This window comes from Myxococcus sp. MxC21-1 (assembly GCF_032612255.1).
Lineage (GTDB): Bacteria > Myxococcota > Myxococcia > Myxococcales > Myxococcaceae > Myxococcus > Myxococcus virescens.
Genome location: NZ_CP123278.1, coordinates 8,107,677 through 8,122,543, shown reverse-complemented (window position 1 = coordinate 8,122,543; position 14,867 = coordinate 8,107,677). Strand labels below are relative to the sequence as shown.

The window sequence follows — 14,867 nt, the reverse complement described above, 5'->3', positions numbered from 1 at the left end:
CGACAACCGTGCCCGTGACGCACCCCTCGGGTGGGGTGGCGGCGGGGCGACTGAACCAGGAGACTCCCTTGCCGCTGTCGCTTCTCGCGGCCCTGGCCCTGAGCGCCACTCCGGCGCCGGCCCGGCCCCAGCCGTTCACCCACCACGACATGATTTCGCTGCGCCGGCTGAGCAGTCCGCGCGTCTCGCCGGACGGCAAGCAGGTCGCCTACGTCCTGCGCACCACGGACATGGAGGCCAACCGGGGACGCACGGACCTGTGGCTCGTCGGCGTCGACGGAAACGCCGCGCCGCGCCAGCTCACCTCGCATCCGGACGCGGACTCCGAGCCCACCTGGGCGCCGGACGGCAAGAGCCTCTTCTTCCTGTCCTCGCGCGGCGGCTCCTCGCAGGTGTGGCGGCTGGCCGTGGACGGCGGCGAGGCCGTGCAGGTGACGAAGCTGCCCCTGGACGTGGGCGCCTTCCGCGTGTCGCCGGACGGCACGCGGCTGGCCGTGGCGCTGGAGGTCTTCCCGGATTGCCCCACGCTGGAGTGCACCCCGCAGCGCGAGGAGGAACGCTCCAAGCGCAAGGCCACCGGCCGCACCTACGACAAGCTCTTCGCGCGTCACTGGGACACGTGGAAGGACGGGCGTCGCTCGCACGTCTTTGTCGTCCCCGTGGCCGGCGGCGCGCCCGTGGACGTGATGAAGGGCATGGACGCGGACAGCCCCTCCAAGCCCTTTGGTGGCGCGGAGGAGTTCACCTTCACGCCGGACAACAAGAGCATCGTCTTCGCCGCGCGGGACGTGGGCCGCTCCGAGGCCTGGTCCACGGATTTGGACCTCTTCGTCGCGCCGATTGATGGCAAGGCGAAGCCGCGCAAGCTGACGGAGAAGAACCGCGCCACCGACACCAGCCCGGTGTTCAGCCCGGACGGCAAGACGCTGGCCTACCTGGCCATGTCGCGCCCCGGCTTCGAGGCGGACCGTTACCGCGTCATCCTTCGCACCTGGCCCGGCGGTCAGGAGCGCGTGCTCACGCAGGACTGGGACCGCTCCGTGGGCAGCCTCGCGTGGAGCGCGGACGGCAAGACGCTCTTCGCGAGCGCCGGGCACGTGGGCCAGCAGCCCATCTTCGCGCTGGACGTGGCCACGGGGAAGCCCACCCAGCTCACGAAGGAAGGCGCCGCGGACGCGCCGCAGCCGGCCGCCGGGGGCCGCATCGTCTACGTGTACGACGACCTGGATTCGCCCGCGGACCTGCACGTGATGAACGTGGATGGCTCGGAGTCGCGCCAGCTCACCCAGGTGAACCAGGACGCGCTGGCCCGCATCCGCTTCGGTGGCTTCGAGCAGTTCTCGTTCCCGGGCTGGAACAACGAGACGGTCCACGCCTACGTCGTGAAGCCGGTGAACTTCGACCCGAAGAAGAAGTACCCGCTGGCGTTCCTCATCCACGGTGGGCCGCAGGGCTCGTTCGGCAATCACTTCCATTACCGGTGGAACCCGCAGGTGTACGCGGGGCGTGGCTACGTGGCCGTGATGGTCGACTTCCACGGCTCCACCGGCTACGGGCAGGCCTTCACGGATTCCATTTCCGACGACTGGGGCGGCAAGCCGTTCGAGGACCTGCAGAAGGGCCTGGCCGCGGCGCTCAAGCGCTACAGCTTCATCAACCCGGACAAGATGTGCGCGCTGGGGGCGAGCTACGGCGGGTACATGATCAACTGGATTGCCGGTAACTGGCCGGACGGCTTCAAGTGCCTGGTGAACCACGACGGCATCCTCGACGAGCGCATGGGCTACTTCGACACCGAGGAGCTGTGGTTCCCGGAGTGGGAGCACAAGGGCACGCCGTGGGAGAACCCGGAGGGTTACAGCAAGCACAACCCGATTGAGCACGTCGCGAAGTGGAAGACGCCGATGATGGTCATCCACGGCGGGCAGGACTTCCGCGTAGTGGAGACGCAGGGCCTGGGCACCTTCACGGCGCTTCAGCGGAAGGGGATTCCCTCCAAGCTGCTCTACTTCCCGGAAGAGAACCACTGGGTGCTGCGCCCGGCCAACAGCGTGCAGTGGCACGATGAAGTCCTGGGCTGGCTGGACCAGTGGACGCGCAAGTAGCCGCTGCGTGATGTCGTAGGACTCGGGGCTCGCATCGTGAGATGCGGGCCCCGCTGTCGTTCAGGGCTCAGGGAACGCCGAAGCAGGCGCCGATGCAGGCGGTGCGAATCTGCGAGCACGTCTTGCTGCCGACACAGTCCCCGCACGCGGCGAGCTGGTCCCTGCGGCGGTCCTGGTCCTGCCGCTCCATCCAGGCTTTGAGGTCGTCCTCGCACGACTGGACGTTGAGCGTGTCCGTGAAGCACTCCTTCCGTTTCTCGCAGATGGTGTCCGTGTCGCTGAAGCAGCCGGTCAGCAGCGCGCTCACGGTGACGACGAAGGTCAGGGTCAGCGTCCGAGGCATCATGCGGACCATCATGCCCCGTGCGCGTGCCCGGCTTCATCATCGGGATTCAGGTGTGTACGGCGTATGAATGCGCGCCGCGCTTCGGGTCAGGGCTTCGGCGGGGACGGGGGCGGGTGCGCCGGGCCGGAGCCGCCCACGCCCGTTTCGCCTCCCAGCTTGCCCAGCATGTTCCAGGCCTGGTGCCGGTGGGCGGGCACCTGCTTGCTGAGGTCCTCGAGAATGGCGGCGAGCTCGGGCGTGGCCTTGGGCATGGCCTTCTGGGCGGTGAGGACCATGCCCAGGACGGCGTCATGTCCTGTCACCTGTGAGGCCAGATAGGCGGAGTCGAAGGGCGCGCCGCGGATGACCTGGAGCTGCTCCATCGTGGCCTTGTCCTTGGCCATGGAGGCTTCTTCCGCGTCGTTCATCGGCTTGGGTGATTCGGCCAGCTTCAGGCCCTTGCTGCGCGCGTAGGACGTGAGCTTCTGGTCCAGCGCGGTGTGCGCCTTCATCATGATGGTGCCGAAGGCCTTCACGTCCGGATTCTGGGAGCGTTGCTGGGCGAGCTGGCCCGACTTGATTTCGTGCTGGTTCGCCAGGTGCAGCCGGTCGAGCAGCGCCTTCTCGTCCGTGGGGGCGGTGTAGCCGCGGTACGTGGCCATGCCCTTTTGAACGGAGACCGTGTCCTGTTGGGAGGGCGGGCTGTCGGGCATGCCGGACTGAGCGAATGACGCGCCCTGGGTGAACAGCGAGGCGGCGAGGACGAGCCCCGGGAGGGGATGCTTCATGGGGTGCTGCTCCTTGTGCGTGAGGAAAGGCGGGCGCGCACGTTGGAGCGGCGTCGGAGCGGGATGCACGGCGCGAGAAGACGCGTCCGTGCGCCACTTCACGGGAGGGGAGGGCAGGGTACGGCGGATGACGGTAGCGCTGCCCACGTGGCCGACCTGCTGCGTTCAGTGCTTCACCGGACGTGGTGCGTCGGGAGCGGGCGGCACAGGGTGCTGCGGGGTGGACGACGTTGGCGGGGGATGCGCAGGACCGGCGATGTCTTCGCGATGTTGCCAGGGCCAGCGTCCCTCCAGTTCCACGGTGAGGGTGAAGCTGAGGAAGGTCCGGATGAGGACGATGAGCCCGAGCACCAGCACGCCATCCAGCGTGGGGCGCTGGCTCACGGTGCGGATGATGTCGGCGGCGACGAGGAACTCCAGGCCCAGGAGGATGGCGCGGCCCAGGTTCAGCCTGAAGCGGCGGTAGGCCTCACCGGCGGGAAGTGGCTTGCCCGTGACGAGCAAGACGAGGGCGAGCACCGCCCCCAGCACCATGCTGCCCACGCCGGCCCACTCCATGAGTTGGGCGGCAAGCGAGACGAGGGATCCGACCTCCATCGAGCCTCCCGTGCGGGAAGCTAGGCATGGTGGAGAGTTCAGTCATGGAGCGGCCTGCGTAAGAGGCGCATGCCCGCTCCCGTGGAACTCCAGGGATGGAGGCGAAGAGTAGGTTCGCCGAAGCCGCGAAGCCGTCGTCATGCCATTGGCTGTCGAGGCGTAACAAAGCCCGTTTCAGTTCCCCGCGTCCGGCTTCTCGGGCTGCGCTTCCTTCGGTGCCTCCGCGTCCGGCGTGCCCGACACGTTCATCTCCGACAGCCCGCTCTCGTCACGCAGGAACTGCTGCGCCACGCGATCCACCTCTTCGACCTTGAGCCCCGTGAGCAGCGCGCTCGCCTGCCGCGCGCGGTCCGCCAGCGCCGTCTCACCCATGGAGCCGTGGATGCGCGTCAGGGCCAGGTGGATTTCCGGGTCGAACGGGTCCGACGCCAGCGCCTCCAGGTAGGCCGTCTTCGCCTTCGGGTAGTCCTTCCGGTACAGCAGGATGCGGCCCAGGTGGACGTTCGTCGACGGTGAGCCCGGGTGCACGCGCAGGCTGCCGCGTAGCACGCCCTCCGCCTCGTCCAGCCGCCGCAGCTCCAGCAGCGCCAGCGCGTACTTGTTGGACACGGATTCGTACTTGTCGCCCACCAGCTTGTGCGCCTTGGCGTACTCCTCCGCCGCGGCCTTCACGCGGTTGCGCTCGCGCAAGAGCTCGCCCAGGTGCGCGAACTTGCGCGCCAGCACCTCCGTCACCTCCTGGAAGTCGCCGAAGGAGATTTCACGCCCCTTCTTCTCGCTCTCGTCCTTCACCTTGCCCTTGGCGTTCTCCTTCAGCACCACGCGGTCCTCGCGCGGCAGGAGTTCGGTGGGGAAGGGCTGCTTCTTGATGTGCGCCAGCCAGGACTTCTCGAAGAGGGCGAAGGGCATTCCCATGGCCGTCTCCACCGCCTTGCGGTCCTTCTGCCCGGCCTTCAGCTCCTGGATGATGGCGCGCAGACCCGCCGTGCCCTTGACGCTGTGCACGTAGTCGATGGCGTAGAACACCTCCGCGAACGCGGTGGCCGCGTCCTCCGCCGTGGGCAGCAGCGCGATGGACGGGTGCATCTTCTCGAACGGGATGAGCGTGTCCGCCTTCACCCGCTTGCCCAGCAGCGCCTGCGTGGACGGCGTCATCGCCAGCCCCGCCTTGCCGCGCCAGCGCGACTCCAGGAACTTGGCCAGGCCCTCATGCAACCAGATGGGCACCGTGTTGCGGCTCATCTGGCTGATGACCAGGTGGATGTACTCGTGCGCCAGCGTGTCCTGCCAGTCGTAGCCGCGCGCCACCGCCTTCGGACTGGTCACCATCAGCTTGTTGAACTTGCAGATGGCGATGGTGCCCGTGGTGCCAATCTGTTTCTCCGTCAGCGTGCTCACCCGCGCCAGCTCGCGCGCGTTGCTCACCACCTCCACGCGAATCTTGCCGCCCGGCGGCGTCCAGCCGAGGTCCTCCTTCATCGCCCGGTGGATGCCCTCCAGCGTCTCCAGCGCATAGGGCACCAGCACCGCTTCCTTCCCCTTGGGGTACTGGAAGATGAAGTGCTCGCTCTCCGCGCGCTCGTGGTCCTTGACGATGGCGCGCGTGTCCTTGGCCAGCCGCAGGTAGCTGCCCGGCTTGTCCTCGATGTTGGCGCCCTCCAGAAGCGCCACCGCGTCGTCGTAGCGGCCTTCCTCGAAGGCCACCCGGCCCTGGAAGTACTTCAGCGGCTCCACGTCGGCGGGGAGGAGCTTCTCCACCTCGGACAGCTCGCGCCGGGCGCCGGGCACGTCCCAGTCGTCCAGCTCCGTCTCCACGCGGCCCAGCCGCTCCTTCACCTCGTCCTTGAGCGAGCTGGACTGGGCCCACGCCGCCTGAGGCACGCAGAGGAGCCCCACGGCCATCACCGCGACGAGGGCCCCGAATCCGGAGGAATGCTTCAGCGCGTGGCGGCTCACTTCACCAGCTCCTCGTAGTAGCGCTTCACCTGCTCCCGGTACTTCTCCGGAGCTCCCTGCTTCATCGCGTCCAGCAGGTCCTTGCGGAACTCCTTCGGCGCCTGGAAGGCATCCTCGTCCGGCAGCTCCACCTTCTGCTTCGGGTCTCTCCCGTTGCCCTGCTGGCGGCGGCCCATGCCCATGGGCAGCGGGAGCCCGCCCTTGCCGCCGCGCTGGCCTTCCTGCATCTGCTGCTGGAACTGGCGCAGGCCCTCCAGCGCCGCCTGCTGTTCGCTGTAGCCGCGGCCCGGGTCCTTGCCCTGCATCCGCCGGGCGGCCTCACCCATGCGCTGGCCGGCGCCCTCCATCTGCTGCGTGGCCTCCTCGCCGAAGATGGGCGCCATCTGCTGCATCTCGTCCATCTGCTGACGCAGGCCCTGCGCGCGCTCCTCCAGCTGCGACTGCTGTTCGCCCAGTTGCTGGAGCTGCTGTTTCTCCTGCTGCGACAGCTGCGAGCCCGGAGGCGGGAAGAGCGACTGGAGCTGCCGGTTCACCTCCGACACGTTGCGCGCGTCGCGGTTGAGGCGCTGCGCCAGCTCCGTGGACTGCTTCACCACCTCTTCCGGGTTGCCGAACATCTCGTCCAGGTGGCGCTGCTGCTCGCCCATCATCGCCAGCTGCCGGGCCGCGTCCTCCGCCCGCGCCGCCGCCTCCGCCGCCAGGTCGTAGTCGTTCACCTTCAGCGCGTTCTCCACGTTCTGGAGCTCCGCCTGGGCCTCCTCCAGCGGACGCGCGGCGCGGCTGTTGAGCTGGCTGGGCTCCAGCGCCTTGTAGTCCTCCTGCGCCTGCTGCACCTTGCGCATCAGGCTGTCCTTGATGGCCTCGCCCTTCTCGGACAACCGCTCGCGGTTCTGCGAGCGAGCCTGGTCGCGAAGCTGCTTTGTCTGGTCCGCGACGCGCTGCTGCTCCTGCACGGTGCTCTGCAGCTCCTCCATGAACTTGCCGAACTTCTCCGCCAGCTCGGGGTGCTGCTCGCCGCCGAACTCGTCGCTCGCCTGGTCCAGGTTCTCGAGCATCTCATCCATCTGCATGCCCAATTCCTGGAGCTTCGCCAGGGCCTCGTCCGCCTTGCCCTCGCGCATCAGCTTCTCCACGTCGTCGAGCGCGCTGCGCAGGTCCTGGTCCTTCATCATCTCGGACAGGGCTTCGGCGTTGAGGTGCTCGTCGCGGATGCCCTTGCGCATCTCCGCCATGCGCTGCATCAGCTCCTGGATGCGGGACTTGAGCTGCTGAATCTGCTCCATCACCGCCTGGCGCGCGGCCTCGTCCGGGTTGGACTTGTACTGCTCGATGAGGTTCGCCAGCTCGCGCCGCTCGTTGGACAGCTGCTTGGCCATCTCCTGGAGCGCCTCCAGCTTCTGCCGGTCCAGCAGCGACTCCAGGTAGAGGATGTCCTTCTCCAGCTCCGTAATCTCCTCGTTGACCACGGCGGTGAGGCGGTTGCCCGTGCCCCAGTCCTCGCCGCGGGCGCGCTGGGTGCGCAGGTAGAGCCGGCGCAGCTCCGCGGTGCCGCGGATGTGGCTGCCCAGGGACTCGGAGATGTTGCTCAGCGCGGAGACCAGCTCGGTGGGCACGTCGCGCTCGCGCGCCAGCTCCTGCGCCAGCGTCTTCATGTCGGCGACGAGGCTCTCCCCGCTGGTGTCCACCGTGGCCCCGGCGGTGATGGCCTGCGGGTCCTTCTGCTTCGCGCGCTCCGGGCCTTCCAGCCGGTCCGCGAGGTGGTCCACCATCCGGCCCCACAGCTGCTCCGCCTTCTCCAGCGCTGCGCGGCGGTGCTCGGCCGCGGAGTACACGCGCAGCACCTGCGTGCGGCTGACGCCCTTCTTGGGGCCCTCCACCGCGTCGTTGTCCTGCGCCTCCACGTAGTAGGTAATCCGGTCACCCGGGTCGAGCTTGAGGTTGTCCAGGCTCCACGAATAGGTGCCCCGGTGGCGCCGGCCGTCCTCGCGCGGCAGCGGCACGCGCGTCTCCTGCTGGGCGCCGGGCGCGCGGAACACGAGCGCCATGCCGGACAGCCCGTAGTCATCCGACGCCTCGTACTTGAGCGCCACCTGGTCGCCCGGGTCGATCTCCAGCTCCACCGTGGGCGTGAGCAGCGACACCTCGGGCGCCTTGTCCGCCTCCACGGTGAGGGCGATGTCCGGCCCCACCGCGAGCGCCTTGTCCCGCGCGCCGTAGAAGGCGAAGCGGTAGTGGCCGGACTGCTTCGCGACGAAGCTGCCCTCCAGGTCCCGGTTGCCCGTCACCTTCAGCGGCAGCGCCTGGCCGTTGACCACCAGCTCCGCGCGCTCCACCGGACGGTCCGAGCGCGTCTTCAGCAGGATTTCCGTCCCCGCCGGCGCGCTGATTTCACCGTTCGTTCCGGGCACCGTGCGCGGGGCCAGCCCCGTGTACGCGGGGTAGCGGTACGTCAATTCGATGTCGCCGGTGATGGGCTCCACCTGCGCCTGGGCCTTGGGGCTCGCCGCCACTTCGCGGATGCGCGCCACGCCGGCGGACCAGCGGTCACCGAGCACGACCATCAGCACCAGCAGGGCCAGCAGCGCGCCGCCCGCGCCCAGGGCCACGTGACGCACCGGGCGGCTGTCCACCACGGTGCGGACATCCACCGTGCGCGCCCGCGCGTCCATCTCCCGCAGGAAGGCGCTCGCGAGCGCCGGAGAGCCGCTGCCCGGCGCGTCCGGCTCGCGCATCAGCTCCACCGCAGCCAGCACGTCCAGCGACAGCTCCGGACGCTTTTCGCCCACCAGGCGCGCGGTGAGGACGTCGTCTCCCACGCGGCGGCGCACCAGCCACAGGCCGAAGACGCACGTCACGGCCACGCCCACCGGCAGCGCCGTCCACAGCAGGGACGCGCCCGCGCGCGGCGCCACCAGCGCCAGGAAGCCGCCGGCCACCAGCAGCAGCGCCACGGTGGCCACGCCCAGCATGCCGCCCTGGAGCCACAGGTACCGGCGCTGGCGGCCCTGGACGGTGGCGAGCAACGCCTCCACGCCCGGGGCTTCCAGGGGAGGGCGGGCTTGTGACGCGGGAGGTGACGGAGGGGGAGGGGGCGGAGGCGGGAGCTCGGGGCCTGGAGTCTGCGGTGTGTCGAGGTTCACGCTGTCCTGTCCGCTCAGTGACGAGGCAACCCCTGGTGGGGCTGCCTATTTCCCGATTTTCTAGCAGCCGGCCTCTTCTTGCGAAGCATAACGACCCAGGAGCCCACTCGAAGGGCTCCAGGTGTCTGGCGCTGGAAGGAGACACCAGGGCGAGGGTCCGGGAGGTGACGCGGTCCACCGGGCTCGCCCTTTCTACGAAGCCCACCACACGCTTCCCCGGCAGCGGCAAGGGAGCGGGCGGGCCGCCGGCTCATCGGACGACTTGCTTACGGGCGCCCGCCTCGTCGTACTCGACTTCAGGCATGGGGACGCCGCCCAGCTCCCGGGCCAGCGCGGTGAGCACTTCCTGCGTCGCGACGATGTTGGACCGCGAAAGGCGTGCCAGCACGCGCTGCACCGACGACTCCACCGTGCCCTCGGAGGGGATGTCGAGCGCGCGCCCCTCGTCCGTCAGGGAGAACAGCGCCTTGCGCCCGTCGAGCGGATCAGACTTGCGCTCCAGCAGGCCCCGCTTCTCCAGGCGCTTGAGCACGCCGGTCAGGGTGCTGGGATGGACGTGGAGGATCTGCGCGAGCATGCCCGCGGTGATGTCGGGGAAGCGCCCCACCAGGCGGATGACCAGGCGCTGCGGACCCGTGAGTCCCAGCGAGGACTCCATGCGCTTCGACGTGGACTGGAGCCCGTGGTCCACGGCCCAGAGCAGTCGCATGAATTCGAGCACTTCACCCAGGGGCGGTCCTTTGTAGGTCCGCTCGCCTTCGTGGGGTACCAGCGGCTCATCTGCCGGTCCCTTCGGGGATTCTTCTGCTGTCACCTGCTGCCTCCGTGTCTCAAGCCAATGGTTTGAGTCGCAGCAGGTCTATCGCGTCGCCGTCCGACCTGCTGCTGAAAAACCGTTGGCTGTTGACCGCTCGCAAGCCAGACGTCAAGCCGGAGGCTTTTCGAAGGCTCAGGCAGGCCCCGGGCGGCGGCATGGGCCCCAGCGGGCCCGGTGGGGAGGGCCGCCGTGGGCCATCCCCATGAAGGCCGGATGCCGGGCGGGCGGGCGCTCAGCGTTCCTCGAGCGTGAGCCGGAGGATGGCCCCCGTGTCATCCCGCTCCAGGACGGGGTGTTACGGCGCGGGGGCCACGGTGGGCTTGGGCGCCGGCTTCTGAGCAGGGGCGGGCGCCGGAGCCGGAGCGGCGGCGGGCTCCGCGGGCTTGGCGGGCATCTGCAGGGCCTTGCCATGCTCCTGGACGATGCGCCGGTACCAGGCCTCCTGGAACTTGGGATGGTTCACCGTGCCCATCTCATCGCGCACGTTGCCGTCGATGTACTTCACGAGCAGCGTCTCACCGAGCTTGCGCCAGCGGGTGTGGACCTTCTCACCCTGCTGGAGCGAGTAGTCGGTGAGGTACTGGCGCGCCTCCTCGGGGCTGCGCTTGAACTGCTCCTGGGCGCGCTTCTCGATGTCGGCCTGGTCCGCGAGGAACTGGCCTTCCAGTGCGCCCTGCTCCTTCTGCACGTCATTCACCATGTCGCTCCAGCGCCCGTAGGCCTGGTTCGACACCCAGTTGAACACCCAGAAGGAGGAGTCCCAGGAGAACTCTCCGCGGCTGGCCACGCCCTGCGCGAAGTTGCGCGGCACCTGCCGGATGCCGGCGTACATGGGCGTGTAGACGGTGGTGAAGGTGTCGTCCACGCCGAACCAGAGCACGCCGCCAATGGGCGCCGGCAGCCAGTCCCGCATCTGCGCGACGAAGGAGAAGCCCGTCTGCTGCGTGGAGATGGCGCGCTCGTGGAGGTACTGCTTGCCGTCCACCTCCCACGTCATCGGCCGCCAGCGGTACGGCGCCGCGTAGGGGCCCGCGCCCACGTCCTTCGTCATGTCCAGCGGCGTGCCCGTGAAGTGGTCCCGCATCAGCGCCATGGCGTCCTGCACGGACAGCTTCTTGTCCGGCTTCACCCACAGCGGCAGCCGCTTCTGGGGCGCCGCGCCGTTCGCGTACTCCGCGCCCAGCTTCATCGACGGCGCCGCGCGCCGGAAGATGCTCCACACGCGCGCCTCGGAGAACCGCTGCCCGCCGAAGTCGATGGGGTTGTACGTCTCCGCGAAGTTGAAGTCCTTGTCCGCGCCCTTGAACCAGCCCTTCGCCCGGGCGAAGGAGATGACGTCCGGCGAGTAGAGCGTCGTCTGCTTCTCGTTCTGCGGGAACGTGCCGATGCGCGACTGGTTGGCGTGCGCGGAGAGGTACCCGTCGGGCAGCTTGCGGGCCACCCACACCGCGCCCTTCTCGCCCTTGCCCTTGCCAATCATCTCCAGCAGCCAGGCCTCCTTCGGGTCGGCGATGGAGAACGACTCACCGGTGGAGGCATAGCCGTGCTCGGCGACCAGGGTGGTCATCACCTGGATGGCCTCGCGCGCCGTCTTCGCGCGCTCCAGCGCGATGTACATGAGCGAGCCGTAGTCGATGATGCCCGCGGGGCCCGCCAGCTCCTCGCGCCCGCCGAACGTGGACTCGCCGATGGAGAGCTGGTGCTCGTTCATGTTGCCCACCACCGAATACGTCGCGGCGGGCTGGGGGATGCGGCCCAGGAACTTGCCGGTGTCCCACTCGATGATGTCGCGCATGGCGCCCGGCGCGTGGCGGCGCGCGGGCGTGAAGTACAGCTCGCCGTACAGCTCGTGCGCGTCCGCGGCGTAGGTGATGAAGGTGGCTCCATCCGCCGTGGCTCCCTTGGAGACCAGCATGCTGGTGCAGGCGAGCACGGGCGGAGCAACCAGCGCGGCGGTGACGGGCAGCGCGGTGAGCAGGTTCGTCAGGCGTCGGTTCATGGCGGCGGATGGTACCAATCCACTCCAGGATGGCTACCGCTCCCAAGGGGCGCTCCCCTGTTTGCCCCTCATGGGGCCCGTCCACGACAGGGCCGCCGCACCAGGCCACGAGAGAAATCCCGGGCGGCGGCCCCCCATTGTCGGAGCTTTCAGTCTCAGTCGTTCGTCGCGCTCACCTCCTTTCTCTCAGGAGGGGCGGGCACCTGTTCGACTCGCAGCGTCGTGGGCCCGCTCAGCGCCAGGTGCGCCTTGAGCTTGAGGAACTTCTTCTTGCCGAAGCCCTTCACGCGCACCAGCTCCTCCACGCGTTTGAAAGGCCGCTTCTGGCGGTGCGCGATGATGCGCTGCGCCGCCTTCTCACCGACGCCCGGCAGCAAATCCAGCTCCGCCGCGCTGGCCTCGTTGAGGTTGACCGTCCCCGTGTGCTGCGTGCGCAGCTTCGCCGCCTCCGCCACCCCGGGCCCGCACAAGAGCAGGCCCACCACCACCGCGCACAGCGCCCTCACGAGTGGCCACCCACCGGCGCCGCGTCCAGCCCCAGCTCGCCCGCGTAACGGCCGCCGCTCATTCCCGCCGTGTCGCGCTTCTCCGCCGCCTCGCGGACGTGCAGCTTCCCGTCCAGCGGCAGCACGTCCAGCAACACGTTGAGCGAGCCGTCCTTGTTCACGAAGGCGCTCCCCGCCCGCACCCAGATGCTCCCGCCCTTGCCCTCGCGAATGGAGAAGACCGCCAGTCGCTTACCCGCCGTCAGCATCATCCACCTCCACACTCCGCATCGCGCCACCACGGCGCGGCTGCCTCGTCGGCTTGACCGCCTGAGGTCGGGGAGCGCTTGAGCAGCCGGCGTGCCAGCGGTGTTCTCCTCGGGGTGCTCTCCGCACACCGTGCGCGGATGTGAGAACCGTCCAGCGGCGAGGACGGACAGCGACGCGCCAGTGGCTTCTCAGCGGACGAGAGCGCGGCGCCGGGCACGGGAGGGCGCGAGCGCGCACTCAGGCATGGTTCGCGTCCAGGTGCATGTCCGCCGGAGCCGGCCGCGGCGCGGCGGGTCCGCTGCGTGGAAGCAAGACCGTGAAGATGGCGCCGCGTCCCGCCTCGCTCTGGACCCGGACCGCCCCTCCCAGCCTTTCGACGAGCTGACTGACGATGTGGAGGCCCAGGCCCAGCCCTCCGTAGTGACGCGATGACACCGCCCGCTCGAAGGCCCGGAAGATCAACGCCTGTTGTTCCGCCGGGATGCCGATTCCCTGGTCCCTCACTTCCAGGAGCGCGGTCCTGGCGTCTCCGCCGACCTGGATTTCGATGGGCTTGCTCTCGCCGTACTTGATGGCATTCGAGAGCAGGTTGGTGACAATCTGGTCGAGCCGCGACCGGTCCCAGAGCCCTGGCATCGGCGTGTCGGCATGAACCTGGAGCGTGGCGCCGGAGAGGGCCAGCTCGGGTGCGAAGCGTGCCGCGATGTCTCGGACCAGCGCGGCGAGGTCCACTTCCTCGAGCTCGAGCTCGAGCCGCCCGGCATGGATGCGCGAGACATCGAGCAGCGTGTTGACGAGCTTCGCCATCCGCATCGCCTGGCGTTCGATGCCTTCGACCGATTGGGTCACGGTCTCCGCCGACGCGGTGCAGAGCGCTCCCGACCGGGCGCGGCGCAGCAGGCCCTGCACGGACAACTGGAGGGAGGTGACCGGGGTCTTCAGCTCGTGAGAGGCAACGGAGAGGAACTCATCACGAAGGCCAATGGCCTGCTGGGCTTCCCGATAGAGCCGGGCGTTGTCCACGACCATGGCCGCGCGGCGGGCCAGCTCCTGCGCGACGGTGAGCTCGGCCAGGCCATAGCGGCTCCCGTCGTCCATCCGGGCGAGGGTGAGCGCGCCGAGCGTCCGTCCACGCGCGAGCAGCGGCACTGACAGCCAGGACTGGAACTCGAGGGCGCCGGACTCGAGGGCCGCGGAGCCGCAACCCTCCAGACAGAACTCCGGCTCGCCGCGGCGGAGCACCCGCCCAGGGCCATGCGTGGCATTGAGGTCCGGTGGCGCGTGGGCGTCCTTCGCGGGCCACCGGCCCGCAGTGTCTGGGATTGGGCCACCGCGATTCGCTGGGGGAATGGTCGTTGTCCAGCAGGTCGACCGCGCACCAGTCCGCGAACCGCTGGACGGTCAGCGCCGCCACGTTTCGCAGCGCGTCCTCGGGGGCGAGCGAGCCCGCGAGCAGTCCCGAGGCCTCCGCCAGGAACGCGGACCTTCCTTCCTGCTCCTCGGCGCGGGTCCGCGCTTGCTGCTCACGCAGGAAGGTCTGGTCTCGCTCCCGCTCGGCCCGGCGTTGCTCGGTGATGTCGATGCCCGTGCCGATGATGTACTCGACCGCTCCCGTCGGGCTGCGGAGGATGTTGCTGGACCATGCGATGAGTCGGCGCTCTCCCGCTCGCGTGAGCCAGCAGCTCTCGTACTCCTCGTGCCCCTTGCCCGCGGAAAGCTGGGCGAAGTCCCGCTCGACCCGCGCCGCGTCTTCCGGGGCCTGGAGCTGCTTCCAGAACCGCGCGCCGCGAAGCTCCTCGAAGGAGTAGCCGGTCATCTCCTGGCATGCACGGTTGAAGCGGACGATTCGGCCCTCCACATCCAGGACGATGAACAGCGCGCGGGCTGTATCCAGGACCGCCGAGCTGAAGTCCCGCTCGTGCTGGAGGTCCCGCTCCGTGCGCCGTCGAGCGGTGACGTCCCGGAAGTAGACGGCCCGCCCATAGTAGACGCCGTCAGCACTCACCACCGGGGCGTCGTACTGCTCGAATATCCGCCCATCCCTGAGCCGAAACTCGTCGTGCCCCGACGCGTCGCGGTGCTCGATGAAGAAGGATGCGCGCGCCGTGAACCGGGCAGGCTCCTCCACGAGCTCCGCCGCCGCACGGACCCACGCCTCGTAGGATGCGGACAGGAGCGCCTCCTCCAGCCCCCACATCTGCACGAGGCGGCGGTTGTGCGTGAGCGTCCTTCCTTCCTGGGTGGAGATGAGAATGCCCTCGTCGGAGGCTTCGCTCAGGGACTCCAGCAGCGTCTTCTGCTGGTGGAGCGCGCGCTCGCTCTCCAGGATGCGGGTGAAGAGCTGCCGGTGCATGAGCGCGGTACGGAGCACGCCGCCGAGGCGCT

The 14,867-nt window shown here is 69.1% G+C and carries 11 protein-coding genes and 1 pseudogene; 1 reads left to right on the top strand and 11 read right to left on the bottom strand.

Going from position 1 to position 14,867, the window contains the following annotated elements; translation table 11 throughout:
• Nucleotides 1-68: 68 nt before the first annotated feature.
• A complete protein-coding gene (locus QEG98_RS36275; RefSeq protein WP_316564569.1) occupies nucleotides 69-2,105 on the top strand; it encodes a S9 family peptidase in 2,037 nt (678 codons plus the stop codon).
• Between the two features lie 67 nt (nucleotides 2,106-2,172).
• Here the strand turns inward: QEG98_RS36275 and QEG98_RS36270 are convergent, their stop codons facing one another.
• The 11 genes and pseudogenes from QEG98_RS36270 to QEG98_RS36220 form a co-directional block, all read right to left on the bottom strand.
• Nucleotides 2,173-2,451, bottom strand: coding sequence for a hypothetical protein (locus QEG98_RS36270; protein WP_225888226.1), 279 nt, complete (start codon nucleotides 2,449-2,451; stop codon nucleotides 2,173-2,175).
• An 86-nt stretch (nucleotides 2,452-2,537) separates the two neighbouring features.
• Nucleotides 2,538-3,218 (bottom strand): DUF4142 domain-containing protein, encoded by a 681-nt coding sequence (locus QEG98_RS36265; RefSeq protein WP_316564568.1) that lies wholly within the window; start codon nucleotides 3,216-3,218, stop codon nucleotides 2,538-2,540.
• Between the two features lie 165 nt (nucleotides 3,219-3,383).
• Complete coding sequence (locus tag QEG98_RS36260) at nucleotides 3,384-3,815, bottom strand: DUF1622 domain-containing protein (protein ID WP_316564567.1); 432 nt, start codon at nucleotides 3,813-3,815, stop codon at nucleotides 3,384-3,386.
• Nucleotides 3,816-3,989: 174 nt separating this feature from the next.
• Nucleotides 3,990-5,771, bottom strand: a complete 1,782-nt coding sequence (locus QEG98_RS36255; RefSeq protein ID WP_316564566.1) for a peptidase MA family metallohydrolase — start codon at nucleotides 5,769-5,771, stop codon at nucleotides 3,990-3,992.
• Nucleotides 5,768-8,911, bottom strand: coding sequence for a DUF4175 family protein (locus QEG98_RS36250; RefSeq protein ID WP_316564565.1), 3,144 nt, complete (start codon nucleotides 8,909-8,911; stop codon nucleotides 5,768-5,770). The genes QEG98_RS36255 and QEG98_RS36250 overlap by 4 nt, the downstream gene beginning before the upstream one ends.
• 250 nt (nucleotides 8,912-9,161) lie before the next feature.
• A complete protein-coding gene (locus QEG98_RS36245) occupies nucleotides 9,162-9,725 on the bottom strand; it encodes a MarR family transcriptional regulator (protein ID WP_316564564.1) in 564 nt (187 codons plus the stop codon).
• Between the two features lie 298 nt (nucleotides 9,726-10,023).
• Nucleotides 10,024-11,727, bottom strand: coding sequence for a dipeptidase (locus tag QEG98_RS36240; RefSeq protein ID WP_316564563.1), 1,704 nt, complete (start codon nucleotides 11,725-11,727; stop codon nucleotides 10,024-10,026).
• 155 nt (nucleotides 11,728-11,882) lie between these two features.
• A complete protein-coding gene (locus tag QEG98_RS36235; protein ID WP_090488214.1) occupies nucleotides 11,883-12,233 on the bottom strand; it encodes a ComEA family DNA-binding protein in 351 nt (116 codons plus the stop codon).
• Nucleotides 12,230-12,481, bottom strand: a complete 252-nt coding sequence (locus QEG98_RS36230; RefSeq protein WP_171410524.1) for a hypothetical protein — start codon at nucleotides 12,479-12,481, stop codon at nucleotides 12,230-12,232. The genes QEG98_RS36235 and QEG98_RS36230 overlap by 4 nt, the downstream gene beginning before the upstream one ends.
• A 238-nt stretch (nucleotides 12,482-12,719) precedes the next feature.
• Complete coding sequence (locus tag QEG98_RS36225) at nucleotides 12,720-13,724, bottom strand: HAMP domain-containing sensor histidine kinase (protein ID WP_316564562.1); 1,005 nt, start codon at nucleotides 13,722-13,724, stop codon at nucleotides 12,720-12,722.
• Between the two features lie 364 nt (nucleotides 13,725-14,088).
• Nucleotides 14,089-14,679: pseudogene (locus QEG98_RS36220) on the bottom strand (PAS domain-containing protein); the annotation flags it as partial.
• Nucleotides 14,680-14,867 lie beyond the last annotated feature (188 nt).